Below are 18,510 nucleotides of genomic sequence, written 5' to 3' on the forward strand. Positions count from 1 at the left end.
AATTGAATGAGTGAACAACAAATTTTAAGTCGTTTAGATGGCTCAGTGTTTGAGTTGCAGATTAACCGACCAGAAAAAATGAATGCGTTAACGGATCAGATGTATGGTGATTTGGTTGAAGGAATAAGAAAAGCAGAGGCTGATGAAAAAGTTAAAGTACTTTTGATCCGCAGTAGTGGAGCTCATTTTTCTGCAGGTAACGACTTAGCTGACTTTCTACAGACAGCGTTTAATTTTGAAAGTAATGTTGTTCAATTTTTAATCTCTCTGGCTAAAATGACAAAACCAGTTATTGCTGCTGTTAATGGTGCTGCCGTCGGAATAGGGACAACAATGCTATTACATTGTGATTTGGTATTTGCTGCTCAAGATGCCAAGTTTTCACTACCTTTTATTAAGTTAGGTTTAACGCCTGAAGGGGGTTCTAGCCAATTATTAGCGCAACGCTGCGGCACGGCAAAAGCCAATGATTGGTTGCTAACAGGACGAACTTTTTTAGCTGATGAAGCCTGCTCATCTGGATTGGTGAACCAGGTTTTTCAGAGTGCTGAATCGACTTGGTTGGGTGCAATGAGTACTGCCCAAAAAATGTCAAAAAATTCGCTTGAGGTGTTAATTGAAAGTAAAAAATTAATCAAAGGAGAACAAGTTGCTTCCGTGATTGAACTCATTAAGCGAGAAGCTGAGATTTTTGCTCAGCGACTAAGCTCCACAGAAGCAAAAGCTGCTTTTAACGCATTTTTAAATCGATAAAGCAACTGAGAAGTAAACCTCTTAAACTGAGAAATAGCAAACTAAAGTGATTAAGATTGCTCCGATTAAATTAAGCGCAAAGCCACTCTTGATCATTTGTTGGATTGGCACCTTTTCGCTTCCGTAAATAACTGCGTTAGGTGCTGTTGCAACAGGCAACATAAATGCACAGCTCGCACTCATTGCTGCTGGCAGCATAATTAAAGCAGGGTCTATTTTGGCACTCAATGCGGCTGAGGCTAAAATAGGCATAAGCAAAGCGGTTGTTGCGGTATTACTCGTCATTTCAGTCAGAAAAGTAACAGATAAAGTAATGCATAGCATTAATAGAATAATAGGAAGAGTTGCTACATTGGTTAGCTGGTTGCCAATTATTTCGCTTAACCCACTAGCGCCAAAAGCTTTAGCGATACAAATTCCGCCAGCAAATAATAGTAAGACTCCCCAAGGAATCTGACTCGCGGTTTTCCAATCTAATAGTCGACCTGGCTTTTCTGATTTTCCATCAGGAATAATAAACATGGTAATGCAAGCAAGTAAGGCAACGCTGGCATCGTTAGCCACCGTTAACCCTGTTAATTCTCTCCAGCCACCAAAAGGTTCTTGACGGGTAATCCAAAGAATCGCAGTAACAGCAAAAACAGCTAGTACTCTTTTTTCAATACTGGTCCATTGCCCAACATTAGGAATTTCTATTTTTTCTTGTGAGTTAATATTTCTTGTTAGCCATAACATCATAATAGGAATAAATAGAATAACGAGTGGTATTGACCATTTCATCCAAGATAAAAAGCCTAATGATTCACCTGTAGTTTCTTGGTAAGTTGATAAAAATAATGCGTTAGGTGGGGTGCCGATCGGTGTTCCTATACCACCAACACTAGCTGCATAAGCAATACCTAATAGTAAAATTGAAGTCAGCTGCTTATCTTTTACATTTTCTAAAGTCGCTAATGCTACGGGTAATAGCATTAAAGTGGTTGCGGTATTAGAAATCCACATGCTTAAAACTGCTGAAGCTGCCATAAATCCCATTACAAGACGTTTGGGAGAGGCGCCTCCAAAAAGGTGGATCATATGTAAAGCAATTCGGCGATGTGCACCTGAGTATGACATCGATTGAGATAGTATAAATCCGCCGAGTAGTAGTAGAATCAACTTATGACCGTAAGCTTGAGCAACTTGAGAGGCGGTTAGCACATTAGTCATTGGAAAGACGGCTAAAGGAATAAGTGATGTTACCGGAATTGGAATAGGTTCAAATATCCACCATATTGCACAAAGTGTTGTCACAGAAGCGACAATGATAACAGGAGATTGCATATTCATTAGGTGCATTAATATGCCGATAGCAATAGCTAATACTGGCGCTAGCCAAAGTGTTGTTGATTTGAAGTGGTCCATTTAAATAATAATAAGATTTGTATTTTTTATATAATTTAAGTCTACACTTAAACTGTCTTATTTTAAAACAGGAATTTAGGTTCTCATCTATGAGAGTAGAAGAATTGGGGCTGGCCGTAGGCGATGCACTTCAATTGCAAATAGGCGATAATATCGATCAGAGATATCCCGTTAAATTTTTTGGTATTAATCCAAAGGGAAGCGTTATTGTTTCTGCTCCGCGCTCTGGCCCTGATAAAATGATTTTTATCAGAGAAGGGCAACTAGTGACCTTAAGGTTTGTTGCTAAAAATGTGGCATCTGGTTTTACCTCTCGAGTAATGGTTACCAGAGGACAACCTTATCCTTATATTCACTTAGAAATACCTAAAGAAATTCAAACGGTTGAAGTGCGTAAAGAGGTGAGAGTTTCAACGGATATTCCTGTAACGGTGATCAACAAAACCCATCATTCACCTGCACTGACAGGACGATTATTGAATATGAGTTGCTCTGGCGGTCGTATTGAAACCAATATGAAAATTGCATTAAAAGATAATATCTTAAATGTAACGATGAAAATTATGATTGAAGATATAGAGCGTTTGATCACTATGGACTGTATTGCAACTTATGTAAAAGAAGATCCTGAAAACGATGAGTATACTTACGGAGTTAATATTGAAGAGATCGATAAAGAAGACATGGTTTCGCTAAGGGCATTTGTGTATCAGGAATTATTAAGAAGTTTACACATGATTTGATTTTTTTTCGGTTTTGCATAAACGGGCCTGAGCTTCTAAACCTGAAGCTTTGTGGAAAGCATCAGGCTTAGTTTAGAGTTTATTGAGCATCTAAAAATTTTTCGGCATCTAATGCTGCCATACATCCAGCCGCCGCAGAAGTGACGGCTTGCTTATAAACTTGATCAGCTACATCACCAGCGGCATAAACACCTTCAATTGAAGTCGCTGTGGCATTGCCCGCTAAACCACTTTTAACTTTTATATAACCATTTTCCATTTCTAATTGATCAGCAAAAATATCGGTATTTGGTTTGTGTCCGATGGCAATAAAAACACCTTCTAAATCAATTTGTTGTGTAGATTCATCTTGTGTGCTTTTTATCTTAATGCCAGTTACTCCCATTTTGTCACCTAGCACTTCTTCAAGAGTATTGTTCCAATGAATGACAACATTACCATTTTCTGCTTTTTCAAAAAGGTGTTTTTGAAGTATTTTTTCACTTCTTAAACTATCTCTACGATGTATTAAGTGAACTTCAGAAGCGATATTGGATAGGTATAAAGCTTCTTCAACTGCTGTATTACCGCCACCAATAACTGCAACTTTTTTATTGCGATAAAAGAAACCATCACAAGTAGCGCAAGCTGAAACGCCTTTACCTTTAAAAGCTTCTTCCGATTCTAAACCTAAATACATGGCTGAAGCTCCTGTTGCAATTACCAGCGCATCTGCAGTATAAGTTCCTTGATCACCAGTTAAAGTAAAAGGACGTTTGCTTAAGTCGGTAGTATGAATATGATCAAATATGATTTCTGTTCCAAAACGTAGTGCATGTTTTTCCATTCGCTCCATTAATTCTGGGCCTTGCACACCGTCATTATCCCCTGGCCAGTTATCAACATCTGTGGTAGTGGTGAGTTGCCCACCTTTTTCCATGCCTGTAATAATAACAGGTTCAAGGTTTGCCCTCGCGCCATAGACGGCTGCTGAATATCCAGCAGGACCAGAGCCAAGAATTAACAGTTTACAGTGACGCGATTGAGACATTGAGTACTCCGAATACAATATTAATAGGTTTTAAAAATCAGTGATAAATACTAAAGAGCGAATTCTAAGAGGGTTTGCTCTTTGGCACAATACAATTTATATAATTGCTTTATTGTGAATTTATATAATGCTATAGGGTCATCATTTACCACATTAAGTCATCTGGTATCTGATAGTCCGCGTAAGGATCTTCCTCGTCAAACTCATCATTTTTCTCATTTAGAGTAATAATAAATTCAGGCGCTCTTTGTTGTATTTTTTCAACAACAGGCTTCGGCAGTAAAAAATAGTCATTCTGGAGGCTAGCGATACCTAATAGTCCGTTACTCAGGTGGCGGTGAACTTCATTAGAGACTTCGATTTGCTTAATAACACCGTTATCTGAAAAGCGATATTGAATAACGGGCTTACCGTAGTCTTGCTGATTGGTTTCGATAATTTGCTTAACTTGAGCGACTAACTCTTTTTGCGCTAATTCGGCATTGCGTTGCTGATTGAGTTGCCGATCTTTTTCTGCTTTCTCTGCGAGCAGTTTTTCTGCTGCAGCTCGATTTTCATCTTCGACATCAAGTTTATGCTTTCGGCTGATTTTAGCCTTTTTGCGCTTTTCACTTTTGACTTTATTGGCTTTGTCTTTAGTGGTTAAGCCGGCTTTTAGTAGTTGTTCTTGTAGCGAAGACATTGTTTTATAACCTTTTGCATACGAGTTAGTTGATTGTTAAATTATACTTGCTGATATTAACTTGGCTAATATGGGGAAAAGTTTGTTAAATTTCAATATTTCTTTGGTAAGTAAAAGCTTAAAAAGTAAAAAACCGCTTTCAAAAGCGGTTTTTTATTAGGTTATTAAAAATACTTGATTTTAATCTTTGATTGCATCTTCCGGTGCAACATAATCAAAACCTAAGTTATCTGCAACACTATGACAGGTCACAACACCTTTGTGGACGTTTAAACCATTCAGTAAGTGCTTATCACTTTCTAAGGCTGCTTTGTAGCCTTTATTAGCAATACTGATAATAAAAGGTAAAGTGGCATTATTTAACGCAAAGGTTGAAGTTCGTGGTACAGCGCCTGGCATGTTAGCTACGCAGTAATGTACAACATCGTCAACAATATAAGTAGGTTCTGCATGAGTTGTTGCTTTGGAGGTTTCGAAACATCCGCCTTGGTCTATTGCAACGTCAACAACAGCAGAGCCAGGCTTCATGCGTTTTATCATTTCTGCGGTAACCAGTTTCGGTGCTGCTGCCCCTGGAATTAATACGCCGCCAATAACTAAGTCAGCAGAAAGCACATGTTCTTCGAGAGCATCTTTACTTGAGAATACGGTTTCGAGTTGAGCACCAAACTGTGCATCTAAACGGCGTAGCACATCAATTGAACGATCTAAAATAACAACATTAGCCCCTAAGCCGATAGCCATTTGAGCTGCGTTAGAACCAACAACTCCACCGCCTATAATAACCACTTTAGCTGGAGATACGCCCGGTACTCCTCCAAGCAGCATGCCCCGGCCTGATTTGGACTTTTCTAGACATTGTGCGCCTGCTTGAATAGACATACGACCAGCTACTTCTGACATGGGAGCAAGCAATGGAAGGCTGCCTTGGTTACTGGTAACCGTTTCGTAGGCAATGCAGATGGCTTTACTTTTAATGAGATCTTGAGTTTGTGGTAGATCGGGAGCCAAATGAAGATAGGTAAATAGAATTTGGTTTTCACGTAGTTTGGCTCGCTCCTCTGCTAGAGGCTCTTTAACTTTAACAATCATTTCGGCCTCTGCAAAAATAGCATCTGCAGTATCTCTTATTTCTGCGCCTATGGCGCGATAGTCATCATCACTAAAGCCAATACCTGAACCTGCGTTAGTTTCTACAATAACTTGATGACCATGACTGATAAGCTCACGGGCACTTGCTGGCAGCATCCCAACGCGGTATTCATGATTTTTTATCTCTTTAGGTACACCTATTAACATCTCAACATCTCCACAATAAATCACAAAACAGCAAATCAACATTTGCCGAGTGTTTGAATAAAATATTTTGCTAGTATAGCGGTACTTTAACAGGATAACTTGCTTATATTTGCTATTTTGAAGTAGAATTAACTAAAAATAATGGTTTTTTTAGATTAAATAACTTTAGGTGTCGGTATGTATTCGGAGCTTGACCGAATTGATAAGTCAATACTAAAAGAGCTGCAAAGTGATGGGCGTATCGCTAATGTAGAATTATCACGACGTGTTGGCTTAAGCGCCACGCCTTGCTTAGAAAGAGTGAAGCGGCTCGAGAAAAAAGGGTATATAAAAGGGTATACTGCCCTAGTTGCACCAGAAAAGCTCAATGCTGCACTATTGGTTTTTGTGGAAATTAGACTCACGCGTACTTCGCCAGATGTGTTTGATGACTTTAAAAAGTCTGTTATTGATTTACCTCAGGTGTTAGAGTGCCACCTGGTTTCCGGGGACTTTGATTACTTGATTAAAGCTCGGGTGGCAGACATGATGGCATATCGTAATTTATTAGGAGAAACTTTGTTAACTTTGCCTGGAGTAAGTGGTTCTCGTACCTATGTGGTAATGGAAGAAGTAAAAGAAAGTAGTATTATTCAAATTTCGGCAAAGTAATATTGTTGTATTGGTAAGGTTTTATTTTTATTAATGAATAGCAAATTAGAAACGCAAGAAGCTTCGAGCATTATATTAGTAAGGTTAAAAGAGGGAGGCTTTATCTTTTTGATAGCCTTAGCCCTATTTTTATTCATATCCCTTTGGAGCTTTTCGCCGCAAGATCCTGGTTTTACGATGGCCAGAGATGCAAGTGAAATTCAGAATGCTAGCGGCAGAGCTGGGGCTTGGTTTTCCAGCCTGTTTCTACATTTGTTTGGATATTTAGCATTTTTATTTCCATTTATGATTGTTTATTCGGGCTATTTACTATTTCGGGAGAGAAAAAGTGTTTTACCAAATAGTCTGGCATTTTGGTCGTTCCGCCTATTTGGCTTATTCTTCACATTATTACTAGGAGCAGCCATATCTTCACAGCATTTTGCAGAGCCTGATATGGTAAATGCTTACTATTCAGGTGGTATATTAGGTAAGTTATTAGCTGATTTACTTGTCAGTTGGTTCAATCCTGTAGGGGCTACCTTACTAATGCTTGCTGCATTTTTTGCTTCAATGACTCTATTCACTGGGATTTCATGGTTTCAGCTAATGGATTGGGTGGGAAAACAGACTTTGGGTGGTTTTTCTTGGTTATCCCAAAAATCTATTGATTTTATGGATAGAATGAAAGACAGGAAAGAACAGAGAGAAATAAAGCAACAGCGTGAAGTGGTTTTTAAGCAAGAGAAAATCAAAATCGATAAACGTGAACCGGTCAAAATAGCGAAAGAAGTCACACGAATTGAACCGAGTCTTCGGACACAAAAAGAAAAGCAAACCAGTTTATTTGATGATTTGCCTGTTGAAGGAGAATTACCGCCAGTACGTTTGCTGGATGAACCCAAAGAACATAAGCATAGAATTTCCGATGAAGCTTTAGAGGCAATGTCTCGTCTGGTTGAGCTTAAATTAGCTGATTTTAAAATAGAGGCTCAGGTAGTTGCTGTTCATCCAGGCCCAGTAATTACTCGTTTTGAATTATCACTTGCTGCGGGCGTTAAAGTAGCAAGAATTAGTAATTTAGCGAAAGATTTAGCTCGTTCTATGGCGACAACCAGTGTTAGGGTGGTGGAGGTTATTCCTGGTAAACCCTATATTGGTATTGAGGTACCCAATGAAAACCGCGAGATTGTCAGACTCAAAGAAGTGATTGCTAGTCGAGCATTCGATGACTCAAAGTCGACACTTACTATGGCACTAGGTAAAGATATTTCTGGGGCTCCTATCGTTATCGACTTGATGAAAATGCCACATTTGTTAGTTGCGGGAACGACTGGTTCGGGTAAGTCCGTTGGTTTGAATGCGATGATAGTGAGTATTTTATACAAATCTTCTCCTAGTGAAGTTCGTATGATTATGATTGATCCTAAAATGTTGGAGTTATCTGTTTATGAAGGGATCCCGCATTTATTAACGCCTGTTGTTACTGATATGAAAGAAGCAGCAAATTCTTTACGCTGGGCGGTTGCTGAAATGGAGCGGCGTTACAAATTAATGTCTGCATTGGGCGTTAGAAATTTAGCCGGATTTAATCGTAAAATCAGTGATGCTATCAAGCAAGGAGAGCCAATTAAAGATCCTTTGTGGAAATCTGAAGAGTCAATGGAAGAGGAGGCACCAGATTTAGAAATGTTGCCGAAAATTGTGGTGGTTATTGATGAACTTGCCGATATGATGATGATAGTCGGTAAAAAAGTTGAAGAGTTGATCGCGAGAATTGCGCAAAAGGCAAGAGCAGCAGGGATACATTTATTACTCGCTACTCAAAGACCTTCGGTAGATGTTATTACTGGACTAATCAAAGCGAATATTCCTTCCAGAATTGCATTTCAAGTGTCATCAAAAATTGACTCTCGAACCATTCTTGATCAGATGGGAGCTGAACAATTATTAGGCCAAGGAGATATGTTGTATTTGCCCGGTGGTACGAGTATTCCTGTTCGAGTTCATGGGGCTTTTGTTGACGACGATGAAGTTCATCGGGTTGTCGGTGATTGGAAAAAACGAGGCGAGCCCGTTTACGAAGATTCTATATTATCCGGTGCGGCAGAAACTGAAGTACCAGGCTTTCCGTCTGAGTCTGATAGTGGTGGAGAAAAAGATGAGCTTTATGATCATGCTGTACAAATAGTCACGGAAACTAGAAAAGCATCAATTTCAGGTGTACAAAGGCGCTTAAAAATTGGCTATAACAGGGCCGCGAGAATGATAGAAGAAATGGAAGCTGCAGGTATTGTGACTGAAATGCAGTCAAATGGCTCGAGAGAAGTAATTGCGCCACCTCCGCCTCCAAGGTAAGTTCATGTTTGATTCAGGTATTAATTGCTAAGATATTTTATTGCTTAATATATTTTGTTGAGGAAAGTTGATGTTTAAAAGTATTTTTGTTGCCCTAATTGTGGTTTTCAGCGTTAATATTAATGCTTTCGAAAGCGGGGATGCTGCCTCAGCATTAGCTGAAAAGTTTGCTAAGTTAAGAACTTATCAGTCAGACTTTGAACAGCGTGTTTATGATGAAAACGGCAAAGAAATTGATTTTAGTTCTGGGACTTTTTCAATTGAAAAGCCCGATCATTTTCGCTGGGAAATTAAGCAAAAATTTTCACAGCTAATTATTGCTGATGGTAAGCATCTTTGGACTTACGATAAAGATTTAGAACAAGTCACAATCCAATATCAAAGTAAAATGCTAGCCGACTCTCCATTATTATTGTTAACCAGTGATAGTAGTAGGCTAGCTAATGCTTTTGATATTTCGTTGATTAATGTGGAAGATAACCCCGATCACTTGCTTTTTCAACTAAAGCCAAAACAGGAAGATGGTGTCTTTGAGTCTGTGCATATTTTGTTTGAAGCTGAAAAAATTGCAGAATTACTGATGACCGATTCTCTTGGGCAAAAAACAAGCGTTAAGTTTATCAATGCTAAAGTTAACCCTAAGTTAACTCTAGACTTATTTATTTTTAAAGTACCTGAAGGTGTTGATGTTGTTGACTCCAGAGAAGTAAAAGCTGCAACTAACTAATTTTTTATTAAAATTGTCAGACTTATGCAAGATCTATTTGAAGAAGACAATCAACAGAGTTCGTTTATAGCAGAAGAGAGTAATCTTCTATTGCCGCTTGCTGCCCGCATGCGACCTAAAGCGCTTGAAGATTATGCAGGTCAAAGCCACTTGTTTGAACCCGGTAAACCCTTATATGAAACAATTAGTCAGGGCAAGCTACATTCAATGTTGTTTTGGGGGCCTCCCGGTACAGGTAAAACAACCCTGGCTCGTATGATAGCGGCCAATTGTCAGTGCTATTTTATTGCTATATCTGCAGTACTTGGTAGTGTAAAAGATATTAGAAATGCTGTTGAGGTGGCTAAATTAAAAAAAAAATCGGGGCAACAAACGCTTTTATTTGTTGACGAAGTGCATCGTTTTAATAAGTCACAGCAAGATGCCTTTTTGCCGTATGTTGAAGACGGCACTTTTATCTTTATTGGTGCTACAACTGAGAACCCGTCATTTGAAGTGAATAATGCGCTTTTATCCAGAGCTAGAGTATATGTACTCAAATCTTTAGATGAAGAGGCATTAACTAAAGTTTTATCTCGTGCGTTAACTGATAAAGTTAATGGTTTAGGTTTGCTAGAGCTTGAATTATCACAGGCTGCCAAGTCTCTTTTGATTGCTATTGCTGATGGTGATGCCAGACGTTTATTGAACTTACTCGAAATGGCAAGTGATTTAGCCAAGCCTGATGAGAGCGGCAAGTCATTAATTGAAGAACAACAAATTAAGGAAATTATTGGTGATAATTGGCGACGCTTTGATAAAGGTGGCGAAGCTTTTTATGATCAAATATCTGCCTTGCATAAATCTGTCAGAGGTTCAAATCCAGACGGGGCGTTATACTGGTTTTGTCGAATGCTAGATGGTGGGTGCGATCCACTTTATATTGCTCGTCGTGTTGTTAGAATGGCCAGTGAAGATGTTGGTAATGCTGATCCTAGAGGTTTGCAAATTGCAATTAATGCTTGGGATGTTCAGCAACGGTTAGGTTCTCCTGAAGGTGAACTTGCTATTGCTCAAGCCATTGTCTACTTAGCTGTGGCAGCGAAAAGTAATGCTGTTTACAATGCCTTTAAAAAATGTATGGCTGAAGTTAAAGCGGAACAAAGTTATGAAGTACCGCTGCATTTAAGAAATGCACCAACTAAATTGATGAAAGAGCTCGATTATGGGGCTGAATATCGTTACGACCATAATGAGCCTGATGCTTTTTCTATCGGCCAGACTTATTTTCCTGATGACCGAGCGGCGACCACATACTATGAGCCTGTTGAGCGAGGGATGGAAAAGCAAATTGCTGAAAAACTTAAATATTTACGCAGCTTAAAATAATAGAGAATGCATTTATGGAAATAGTTGTTAGTAAATTAGTGCCTACATTATTTGTGGCTTTAGGAGGGGCTTTAGGTGCATCTGGAAGATTTTGGGTGCGAGAGTTCTTACCTGTTATAACTAGTACGGCTTTTCCTTTAAGTACTCTTATTGTTAATTTAATCGGTTGTTTTGTGGCTGGATTGGTCTATATGTGGTTAGAACAATCAGGAACAAGCTGGTCTGTTGAAAAATTAGCTTTTTTCTTTGTTGGTTTTTTGGGTGCCTTTACTACCTTTTCAGCATTTGCCCTCGATAGTTTATTACTCTTTAATCACGGAGATATTTTTAAGTTGGCTGTTAATATATTAGCTAATTGTATTTTATGCCTCATTTGTGTATTTGTTGGTGCGTGGGTTGGTGGTAGAATAGCGGCCCAATAATGGCTTTAATGTTTAACTCTTGGATTTACTTATGATCGACCCCAAACTCTTTAGAACAGACCTGGATAATATCATTGCTAATTTAGCGAAACGCGGTATGGCATTTGATAAACAAAGTTACTTGGACTTGGAAGAAAGTCGAAAGTCATTGCAGGTTAAAACTCAAGAATTGCAAAATGAGAGAAAAGTTCGTTCTAAGTTGATAGGTCAAGCGAAAGCTAAAGGTGAAGACATACAGCCACTTTTAGATGAAGTTGCTAATTTAGGTAATGAGCTTGATGCTGCTAAAGTTGCATTTGAGAAAACTCAAAGCCAGCTAGATGAATTATTTTTAGGGTTGCCTAATTTACTATCTGGTGAGGTTCCTGAAGGTAAAAATGAAGATGATAATGTTGAAGTGAGAAAGTGGGGAGAAATTCCACAGTTTGACTTTGAGCCTAAGGATCATACTGAAATAGGTGAAGGTGTTGATGGGATTGACTTTGCTGCTTCAGCCAAGTTGAGCGGTTCGCGTTTTGTTGTTATGAAAGCTGGTGTAGCAAAGTTACACCGCGCATTAGTTCAATTAATGCTTGATACACACTCTGAGCAGCATGGATATCAGGAGACCTATGTTCCTTATTTAGTTAACCCTGAATGTTTAGTCGGAACATCACAATTGCCTAAGTTTGCAGAAGACTTATTTACTGTGCAAGGAACTACACAAGATGGCAAACCTCTTTATATGATACCAACTGCGGAGGTCCCTCTGACTAATTTGGTGCGCGGAGAAATTATTGATGAATCTGTATTGCCTATCAAATTAACTGCTCATACACCTTGTTTTAGAAGCGAAGCGGGGTCTTATGGTAAAGATGTTAAAGGTTTGATCCGTCAGCACCAATTTGAAAAGGTTGAATTAGTTCAAATAGTCAAACCTGAAAACTCAATGGCTGCTTTAGATGAGTTAACAGGTCATGCAGAAAAAATATTACAATTGCTAGAACTACCTTATAGAACCGTTATTTTATGTACTGGTGATATCGGGTTTGGTTCTACTAAAACTTACGATATCGAGGTTTGGCTACCTGCCCAAAATACTTATCGTGAGATATCATCTTGTAGTAACATGGCCGATTTTCAAGCGAGAAGAATGCAAGCAAGATTCCGTAATGTTGAAACAGGTAAGCCAGAGTTAGTTCATACACTAAACGGTTCTGGACTTGCCGTTGGGAGAACTTTGGTAGCAATTTTAGAAAATTATCAAATGGCAGATGGTAAAGTTCGAGTACCTGAGGTTTTAAAACCTTACATGAAAGTTGACGTTATTGGTTAATTGATTTTCTAAGATAAAAAAAACCGCTTTTTAGCGGTTTTTTTATCACAAACATGTTGAATATTTATTCTGATGATTTCGTATTTTCAAGTTCTTTGATGAAAGCATCTATACCAACTTCTTTTATACGTGGTAAAAACTGGCGTTTGTAGCTTTTTCTCATATCAGTGCCGGCGACAACAATATTGGTAATTAGCCATTGGCCAGAGTCTGGTGACAAGTAATAATTAATATCTAATGGCTCTGCTCCAGATTGTTTCATGCTGCTACGTACTCTGGCACTTGTTGTTTTTTTACTAAACTCTGCTTTTTCAAAGACAAAGGCTTGCCCATCGTAAAGTGATATGCCTTTAGCATATTTTTCAATAACACTATTGATGTAGCCATTAATAAAGGCTTCTTGCTGTTTATCTGAAAGAGTTTCCCAAGTTTTTTTGCCGAGTGTTTTTCGAGCAAATTCTTCTTTATCTATTACAGGTAATAAATTTTCTGTGACTAATTTTTGTGCTAACGATGAATCAGTTTTTAGAGCTTCTTTATTTGATTCAATGGCAGTTATCATTTTATCGGCTATCCCTTTTAAATATTCAGAAGGATCTTTTGCTGCTTGTGCAAAACAGTTAAAGCTCCAAAAAAGGATAATCAGTGAACCGATTAGTTTTCTCATTGTTTTCTCCATACTAATATAGTGAGAGTTTGTTAGTGATATTTTCTCATGTGCCGCCATTCTAACAAATCCAAGAGGCGACCGTTGTAGGCTTATGTACATTTTATTAACAAAATGTGAACTTAAACTGAATAAGTGTAATTATATGTACATATTAGGCATATTCAAGGTTTTAATTACTGTGCTTTTAGGTGCATCTGGCTGGTTTTGGTAAGCCTGCTATTTTGGTTGCTTGCTTCGCTGGACCTTCGGGGAATAATATCTGGAGATACAAACTACTACATTTTTCTTCCGGTAATACACTCTTTAGATATTTGACTAGCGGTCTGATAGAAGGACTGGTATTAAACTCTTCATAAAATTGACGAACATATTCGATCACTTCCCAATGATCGTTTGTTAACTCTATTTTTTCTTGTGAAGCAATAATTTGGGCAATATCGACATTCCATTGAGCTGCATTTTTTAAATAGCCTTGAGGATCTGTTTCTATTTCTTCAGGGAGTAAAAGTGATTGCATATTGATGATTACCAACTGATTATTTTGTCGCATGTACAGCTTAGTTCAACCATAGTTAGCTCGTCTATTTGTACAATTATATCTGAAATATTGTGAGTTATACCCCGGCAAGCAAGATCGTTTTTTAGTACATAAACTTCAAGTTTTGTTGTCGTTATTGATTGAACTATTTCAGGTTTTAATAATTGAATGACTGAGTCTGCGATAAATAGAAGCTTATCACCAGGTTGTGTATAACGTGAAATTTGCTCGGTTAAATCACTTGCGTTTAGCGTTGAAATTAAGTGTAAATGAGCCATTAAAAAATTACCACATGTTGGCTTTGTTGACACATTTGAGCGATATTTAGTTGATGAGTTAACTCTACTTTGTCTATTAAATGTGTTGCTACTAGCTGATGTCGTTGGAGGCTTTCTTGCTCAACATAAATTTTATCAATATCATAAAACTCTATAGCTTTCAGCAGCTTATCATGATTTTTGTCATTAAAGTACTCTGTGTTTTGGTTGTTTAGTAAGTGGAAAATACCCTCATCTGAAAAAATTAAATAAACGTTTTGGTCAAATGCTGTACACACTAATGCGAGATCTATTCCTTCTTTACCATTGATCATACCAAAAGGAGGCGAGTTAATAATTATTGTGGTTGTAGTTGATTTCACGATAATTGGCTTATTTGAAGTGGATAAGTTTATTTTCTCTATTACAGAGTGCTGCCGCTAACTGACCTAAGCCTAAAATTGAAAAGGCCGGATGAAGACTATTTCCTTCAATTTGGTTTTGTGCCGCTTCTTCATGGGAGAGTACACCACGACGGTTAGCTGCTGCAATACAAACTTGTAACTCAATGTTGTTATCTTGGCTTAATTTTTCCCACTCATAGAGCAAGTTAGTTTCATCACTGGGTTTACAGACATATCTGTTAGCTACAGAAACTGCTTCCTGATAGAAAAATATACTACAAATTTTATGATTTTTTATTAGAGCGGCTTTAACAAAGCTTAGTGCAGATAAATGAGCTTGACTCGAATTCGGTGAGCCAGTAACAAGCACAATAAAAGATGTAGACATAAATTACTTATTTAATAGTTAAAAGGCAATTAATTTTCAACTAACTGAAAAGTTTTAGCAAGTTTTCGCTAAAACACTGCTTGAGAAACTGGTTTATTATTGTTGAGCAAGGCATACTTATGCTGCCAATTTTGGCATAAATTTTTTTAAAAAAATAATAACTTTTAGTTTTTAGGCTAATAATTTTAAGAGACAAGAAGATGATAAAAGCAGAGCTTAACCTTAACACTTTCATGGATAACGTGAAAAATCGCAGTCCTGGCGAAACAGAGTTTCATCAAGCCGTTCAAGAAGTCGCCGAGGATATTATTCCGTTTGTTAACCAACATCCTGAATATAATAGAGCTTCAATTTTAGAGAGAATGATTGAGCCCGACAGAATAGTGTCCTTTCGTGTATGTTGGGAAGATGACTCAGGTAATATCAATGTTAATAGAGGTTATCGTGTTCAATATAATAGTGCCATTGGTCCTTATAAGGGCGGCTTGCGCTTTCATCCTACGGTTAATCAAAGTATTTTAAAATTTTTAGGTTTTGAGCAAGTCTTTAAAAATAGCTTAACAACTTTGCCTATGGGAGGAGGGAAAGGAGGAGCTGATTTTGACCCCAAGGGGAAATCAGATCGAGAAGTCATGCGTTTTTGTCAGTCATTTATGATTGAGTTACATAAGCATATAGGACCTAATCGTGATATTCCAGCAGGCGATATTGGAGTTGGTGCACGTGAGATTGGCTATTTATTTGGTCAGTATAAAAGATTAGAAAATGAGTTTACTGGTACTTTAACTGGCAAATCTTTAGAGTTTGGTGGGAGCTTAATTAGAACTGAAGCAACGGGTTATGGAGCTGTGTACTTTGTTGATTTAATGCTTAAACATCAAGGGCATTCAATTAAAGATAAATCAGTTGTGATTTCAGGCTCTGGAAATGTTGCACAATATGCGGCTGAAAAGGTTATTCAGTTAGGTGGTAAAGTGTTAACCATGTCAGATTCATCGGGCTATATTTACGATCCTGAAGGTATAGATGCTGATAAGTTAGCATTTATTATTGAATTAAAAACAGTTAAAAGAGGGCGTATTAAAGAGTATGCTGATAAATATAACTGTGAGTATTATCCAGGAGAGAAGCCTTGGGGGGTTGCCTGTGATATTGCTTTGCCATGTGCAACACAGAATGAGATTGATGCTGAAGCAGCTGAAAAGCTCGTTGCCAACGGCGTTAGAGCGGTGGCCGAGGGGGCAAATATGCCAACGACAATCGAAGCAATTCACATATTTCACCGTAATAAAATTCTTTATGCGCCAGGAAAAGCCTCTAACGCTGGAGGGGTTGCAGTATCAGGTTTAGAGATGTCTCAAAACAGCCAAAGGCTTTCTTGGACCCGAGATGAGCTTGATGAAAAACTGAAAGGAATTATGTCAGACATTCATCATCAATGCTTAAAATATGGAGTTGAAGGTGATTATGTTGATTATGCTAAAGGGGCGAATATAGCCGGATTTGTTAAAGTGGCTAGGGCCATGTTAGCTTATGGGGTGGTTTAGTTGCTCTATAGAAAAGCCCGGTTAACCGGGCTTTTATGAAACATTAAAGTTTAATCGTCACCAGAAAAAGCTGATAGAAGATTAAGCAGATGCATAAACAACACATATATATTCATATACATGCTGACGGTAGCAATAATATAGTTTGTTTGTTCTCCACGCATAATTGAACTTGTGTCATAAAGAATGAAGCCTGACATTAAGATAACAAATAATGCTGAAAGCGCTAATGATAGGCCTGAAATATGGAGACCAAAGAAATAACTAGCAATTAAATAGCCGATTGATGCGACTATGCCTACCATTAAGCCAACAAATAAAAAGCCTCGTAAAAAAGTAAAGTCTTTTTTAGTTGTTAGTACATAGCCTGAAAGAGCAAAAAATATCAACCCTGTACCTGCCAGTGCTTGAACGACAATTTGAGAACCAAAAGTTGAAGCATAAATGCTAACGATTGGGCCTGCATAAAAGCCTAAAAAGCCTGTAAATGCAAAAGTAACAACTAATCCCATTGGACTATCGGCTGTTTTAGATAGAAGGAAGCTAATCCCAAAAATAACGGCTAAATAAATAAATGGATTGATTGGTGAGACATTCATCATTACCGCAAGGCCAGCCATAGCCGCACTAAAAAGTAGTGTCGCAGATAATAATAAATAGGTATTTTTAAGAACTTTGTTAATCTCTATAGAGTGACCACGAGTTCTTTCTATTACCGGTGAATTTTGTTGCATTAATAAACTCCTGTTGTTCACAAAAAACATATTATTAAACTTATACTATATTAAGGCCTTATTAGCAAAATACCAAGTCTTACAGTCAGGTATTTTTGTTAATTTGTAACAAGATTTGGTCATTCATTAACCATTGATGAAAAAAAATCAAATTTTTTGTAAATTTAGGCTTTTCCAAAGCGAAATATTCCGGTAGTATGCGCCCCTCAAGTGGAGAGATGGCAGAGTGGTCGAATGCACCGGTCTTGAAAACCGGCAAGGGTTAATAGCCCTTCTAGGGTTCAAATCCCTATCTCTCCGCCACTTTAAAAACAACTAAGCCTCTGTTACAGGGGCTTTTTTGTGTCTGATAGATAAGCTGTTTTCATTGAACCTTTAATATCTAAAATTGTTGCAGTTCTGTCTGACAGGACTTTGATATGATAGGTCCTCTATAACTTTGTTGGTATTAAATATTTCTTGTTGCACTAACGGCATGATCATTTCTTGGGAGTCTGCCAATTACTTGCTAAACTGGACCTCTGTTACTATAGACAAATTGACAAGGAAAATAGGATGACAAGTACTGTATTAATTACCGGAGCTAATCGTGGTATTGGTTTAGCTTTATGCCGCGAGTATTCATCCCTTGGTTATCAAGTGATTGCTATTTGCCGCAACTCTTCTGCCGAATTAGATTCTCTATCTGTTGAAGTTATCGATTCTATTGATGTATCACTTGAAAAAGGAGCATTACAACTTAAAGATAAGGTAGCTAATAGAGCTATTGATATATTAATTAATAATGCGGGAATATTGCGTAGTTCATCGTTATCAAATTTAAATTTTGAAGATATACTTGAGCAATTTAAGGTGAACGCGGTGGCGCCACTAAGAGTTGTTGAAGCGCTCTCATCAAATGTGACAAGTGGTGGAAAAATAGCAATGATAACTAGTCGAATGGGTTCGATAGCCGATAATTCGTCTGGTAGTAGCTATGGCTATCGAATGTCGAAGTGCGCATTAAATGCTGCCGGTAAATCTTTAGCTATCGATTTAATCCCTCGAGGTATTGCTGTTGCGTTATTGCACCCAGGTTATGTTAGTACTGAAATGGTTAACTGGGGAGGCGAAATTTCTCCTGATCTTTCTGCTCAGCGTTTAATAAAGCGTATAGATGAACTTGATTTGCAAAACTCTGGCACTTTTTGGCATGCAAATGGTGAAGTTTTACCTTGGTAATATTGTGACTGTGTATACAT

Annotated in this window: 20 protein-coding genes and 1 tRNA gene; 11 read left to right on the forward strand and 10 right to left on the reverse strand. The window is 37.9% G+C overall.

All coding sequences use genetic code 11. From position 1 onward, the window contains the following. Positions 1 to 6: 6 nt before the first annotated feature. A complete protein-coding gene (locus ACT5E3_RS09880; RefSeq protein WP_444998141.1) occupies positions 7 to 753 on the forward strand; it encodes an enoyl-CoA hydratase/isomerase family protein in 747 nt (248 codons plus the stop codon). A gap of 21 nt (positions 754 to 774) precedes the next feature. On the opposite strand, the gene ACT5E3_RS09885 is transcribed toward ACT5E3_RS09880, so the two are convergent. Then, positions 775 to 2,157: an SLC13 family permease gene (locus ACT5E3_RS09885; RefSeq protein ID WP_444998142.1), complete on the reverse strand. Its 1,383-nt coding sequence runs from the start codon at positions 2,155 to 2,157 to the stop codon at positions 775 to 777. A gap of 89 nt (positions 2,158 to 2,246) precedes the next feature. Between ACT5E3_RS09885 and ACT5E3_RS09890 the strand changes: the two genes are divergently transcribed. Then, positions 2,247 to 2,900 carry a flagellar brake protein gene (locus ACT5E3_RS09890; RefSeq protein ID WP_444998143.1) on the forward strand — a complete coding sequence of 218 codons (654 nt, stop codon included), beginning with the start codon at positions 2,247 to 2,249 and terminating at the stop codon, positions 2,898 to 2,900. A gap of 79 nt (positions 2,901 to 2,979) precedes the next feature. On the opposite strand, the gene trxB is transcribed toward ACT5E3_RS09890, so the two are convergent. The 3 genes from trxB to ald all read right to left on the reverse strand — a co-directional run bounded on the left by trxB (position 2,980) and on the right by ald (position 5,911). After that, complete coding sequence (gene trxB / locus ACT5E3_RS09895) at positions 2,980 to 3,930, reverse strand: thioredoxin-disulfide reductase (RefSeq protein ID WP_444998144.1); 951 nt, start codon at positions 3,928 to 3,930, stop codon at positions 2,980 to 2,982. A 145-nt stretch (positions 3,931 to 4,075) separates the two neighbouring features. Then, positions 4,076 to 4,612, reverse strand: a complete 537-nt coding sequence (locus tag ACT5E3_RS09900; protein ID WP_444998145.1) for a DUF2058 domain-containing protein — start codon at positions 4,610 to 4,612, stop codon at positions 4,076 to 4,078. Between the two features lie 180 nt (positions 4,613 to 4,792). After that, positions 4,793 to 5,911 (reverse strand): alanine dehydrogenase, encoded by a 1,119-nt coding sequence (gene ald / locus ACT5E3_RS09905; RefSeq protein ID WP_444998146.1) that lies wholly within the window; start codon positions 5,909 to 5,911, stop codon positions 4,793 to 4,795. 177 nt (positions 5,912 to 6,088) lie between these two features. Between ald and lrp the strand changes: the two genes are divergently transcribed. From lrp to serS, 6 genes are all read left to right on the forward strand, one after another. Next, the gene (lrp, locus tag ACT5E3_RS09910) at positions 6,089 to 6,562 is read left to right on the forward strand and encodes a leucine-responsive transcriptional regulator Lrp (protein ID WP_444998147.1); all 474 of its coding nucleotides are present in this window, start codon (positions 6,089 to 6,091) and stop codon (positions 6,560 to 6,562) included. 33 nt (positions 6,563 to 6,595) lie between these two features. Then, positions 6,596 to 8,899, forward strand: coding sequence for a DNA translocase FtsK (locus ACT5E3_RS09915; protein ID WP_444998148.1), 2,304 nt, complete (start codon positions 6,596 to 6,598; stop codon positions 8,897 to 8,899). Between the two features lie 70 nt (positions 8,900 to 8,969). After that, entirely contained in the window at positions 8,970 to 9,626 is a 657-nt protein-coding gene (gene lolA / locus ACT5E3_RS09920) for an outer membrane lipoprotein chaperone LolA (RefSeq protein WP_444998149.1), read from the forward strand. A 24-nt stretch (positions 9,627 to 9,650) separates the two neighbouring features. Continuing rightward, complete coding sequence (locus ACT5E3_RS09925; RefSeq protein WP_444998150.1) at positions 9,651 to 10,994, forward strand: replication-associated recombination protein A; 1,344 nt, start codon at positions 9,651 to 9,653, stop codon at positions 10,992 to 10,994. 14 nt (positions 10,995 to 11,008) lie between these two features. Next, positions 11,009 to 11,416: a fluoride efflux transporter CrcB gene (crcB, locus tag ACT5E3_RS09930; RefSeq protein WP_444998151.1), complete on the forward strand. Its 408-nt coding sequence runs from the start codon at positions 11,009 to 11,011 to the stop codon at positions 11,414 to 11,416. 31 nt (positions 11,417 to 11,447) lie between these two features. Further along, entirely contained in the window at positions 11,448 to 12,731 is a 1,284-nt protein-coding gene (serS, locus tag ACT5E3_RS09935) for a serine--tRNA ligase (RefSeq protein WP_444998152.1), read from the forward strand. A 64-nt stretch (positions 12,732 to 12,795) separates the two neighbouring features. On the opposite strand, the gene ACT5E3_RS09940 is transcribed toward serS, so the two are convergent. From ACT5E3_RS09940 to tusD, 5 genes are all read right to left on the reverse strand, one after another. Next, on the reverse strand, positions 12,796 to 13,398 hold the full coding sequence (locus tag ACT5E3_RS09940) for an MlaC/ttg2D family ABC transporter substrate-binding protein (RefSeq protein WP_444998153.1): 603 nt from the start codon (positions 13,396 to 13,398) through the stop codon (positions 12,796 to 12,798). Positions 13,399 to 13,585: 187 nt separating this feature from the next. Beyond that, positions 13,586 to 13,918 (reverse strand): TusE/DsrC/DsvC family sulfur relay protein, encoded by a 333-nt coding sequence (locus ACT5E3_RS09945; RefSeq protein ID WP_444998154.1) that lies wholly within the window; start codon positions 13,916 to 13,918, stop codon positions 13,586 to 13,588. Between the two features lie 8 nt (positions 13,919 to 13,926). Beyond that, positions 13,927 to 14,217, reverse strand: coding sequence for a sulfurtransferase complex subunit TusB (gene tusB / locus ACT5E3_RS09950; RefSeq protein WP_444998155.1), 291 nt, complete (start codon positions 14,215 to 14,217; stop codon positions 13,927 to 13,929). Beyond that, on the reverse strand, positions 14,217 to 14,579 hold the full coding sequence (gene tusC / locus ACT5E3_RS09955) for a sulfurtransferase complex subunit TusC (protein WP_444998156.1): 363 nt from the start codon (positions 14,577 to 14,579) through the stop codon (positions 14,217 to 14,219). Before tusC ends, tusB begins: the two co-directional genes overlap by 1 nt. Positions 14,580 to 14,589: 10 nt before the next feature. Next, positions 14,590 to 14,988, reverse strand: a complete 399-nt coding sequence (gene tusD, locus ACT5E3_RS09960) for a sulfurtransferase complex subunit TusD (protein WP_444998157.1) — start codon at positions 14,986 to 14,988, stop codon at positions 14,590 to 14,592. Positions 14,989 to 15,188: 200 nt separating this feature from the next. Between tusD and gdhA the strand changes: the two genes are divergently transcribed. Further along, positions 15,189 to 16,535, forward strand: a complete 1,347-nt coding sequence (gene gdhA, locus ACT5E3_RS09965) for an NADP-specific glutamate dehydrogenase (RefSeq protein ID WP_444998158.1) — start codon at positions 15,189 to 15,191, stop codon at positions 16,533 to 16,535. Between the two features lie 50 nt (positions 16,536 to 16,585). Here gdhA and ACT5E3_RS09970 read toward each other — a convergent pair whose 3' ends face one another. Continuing rightward, entirely contained in the window at positions 16,586 to 17,269 is a 684-nt protein-coding gene (locus tag ACT5E3_RS09970; RefSeq protein ID WP_444998159.1) for a Bax inhibitor-1/YccA family protein, read from the reverse strand. Positions 17,270 to 17,481: 212 nt separating this feature from the next. On the opposite strand from ACT5E3_RS09970, the gene ACT5E3_RS09975 reads away from it, so the two are divergent. Next, positions 17,482 to 17,572 (forward strand) — tRNA-Ser (locus tag ACT5E3_RS09975). Positions 17,573 to 17,824: 252 nt separating this feature from the next. After that, positions 17,825 to 18,490 (forward strand): SDR family oxidoreductase, encoded by a 666-nt coding sequence (locus ACT5E3_RS09980; protein ID WP_444998160.1) that lies wholly within the window; start codon positions 17,825 to 17,827, stop codon positions 18,488 to 18,490. Positions 18,491 to 18,510: the final 20 nt, after the last annotated feature.

The sequence above is a fragment of the Aliikangiella litoralis genome (genome assembly GCF_052495765.1).

What these genes read in the sequence shown, in the direction of transcription:
- ACT5E3_RS09880 (WP_444998141.1), top strand. Translation starts at nt 7, where the DNA reads ATGAGTGAACAACAAATTTTAAGTCGTTTAGATGGCTCAGTGTTTGAG.
- ACT5E3_RS09885 (WP_444998142.1), bottom strand. Translation starts at nt 2,157, where the DNA reads ATGGACCACTTCAAATCAACAACACTTTGGCTAGCGCCAGTATTAGCT.
- ACT5E3_RS09890 (WP_444998143.1), top strand. Translation starts at nt 2,247, where the DNA reads ATGAGAGTAGAAGAATTGGGGCTGGCCGTAGGCGATGCACTTCAATTG.
- trxB (WP_444998144.1), bottom strand. Translation starts at nt 3,930, where the DNA reads ATGTCTCAATCGCGTCACTGTAAACTGTTAATTCTTGGCTCTGGTCCT.
- ACT5E3_RS09900 (WP_444998145.1), bottom strand. Translation starts at nt 4,612, where the DNA reads ATGTCTTCGCTACAAGAACAACTACTAAAAGCCGGCTTAACCACTAAA.
- ald (WP_444998146.1), bottom strand. Translation starts at nt 5,911, where the DNA reads ATGTTAATAGGTGTACCTAAAGAGATAAAAAATCATGAATACCGCGTT.
- lrp (WP_444998147.1), top strand. Translation starts at nt 6,089, where the DNA reads ATGTATTCGGAGCTTGACCGAATTGATAAGTCAATACTAAAAGAGCTG.
- ACT5E3_RS09915 (WP_444998148.1), top strand. Translation starts at nt 6,596, where the DNA reads ATGAATAGCAAATTAGAAACGCAAGAAGCTTCGAGCATTATATTAGTA.
- lolA (WP_444998149.1), top strand. Translation starts at nt 8,970, where the DNA reads ATGTTTAAAAGTATTTTTGTTGCCCTAATTGTGGTTTTCAGCGTTAAT.
- ACT5E3_RS09925 (WP_444998150.1), top strand. Translation starts at nt 9,651, where the DNA reads ATGCAAGATCTATTTGAAGAAGACAATCAACAGAGTTCGTTTATAGCA.
- crcB (WP_444998151.1), top strand. Translation starts at nt 11,009, where the DNA reads ATGGAAATAGTTGTTAGTAAATTAGTGCCTACATTATTTGTGGCTTTA.
- serS (WP_444998152.1), top strand. Translation starts at nt 11,448, where the DNA reads ATGATCGACCCCAAACTCTTTAGAACAGACCTGGATAATATCATTGCT.
- ACT5E3_RS09940 (WP_444998153.1), bottom strand. Translation starts at nt 13,398, where the DNA reads ATGAGAAAACTAATCGGTTCACTGATTATCCTTTTTTGGAGCTTTAAC.
- ACT5E3_RS09945 (WP_444998154.1), bottom strand. Translation starts at nt 13,918, where the DNA reads ATGCAATCACTTTTACTCCCTGAAGAAATAGAAACAGATCCTCAAGGC.
- tusB (WP_444998155.1), bottom strand. Translation starts at nt 14,217, where the DNA reads ATGGCTCATTTACACTTAATTTCAACGCTAAACGCAAGTGATTTAACC.
- tusD (WP_444998157.1), bottom strand. Translation starts at nt 14,988, where the DNA reads ATGTCTACATCTTTTATTGTGCTTGTTACTGGCTCACCGAATTCGAGT.
- gdhA (WP_444998158.1), top strand. Translation starts at nt 15,189, where the DNA reads ATGATAAAAGCAGAGCTTAACCTTAACACTTTCATGGATAACGTGAAA.
- ACT5E3_RS09970 (WP_444998159.1), bottom strand. Translation starts at nt 17,269, where the DNA reads ATGCAACAAAATTCACCGGTAATAGAAAGAACTCGTGGTCACTCTATA.
- ACT5E3_RS09980 (WP_444998160.1), top strand. Translation starts at nt 17,825, where the DNA reads ATGACAAGTACTGTATTAATTACCGGAGCTAATCGTGGTATTGGTTTA.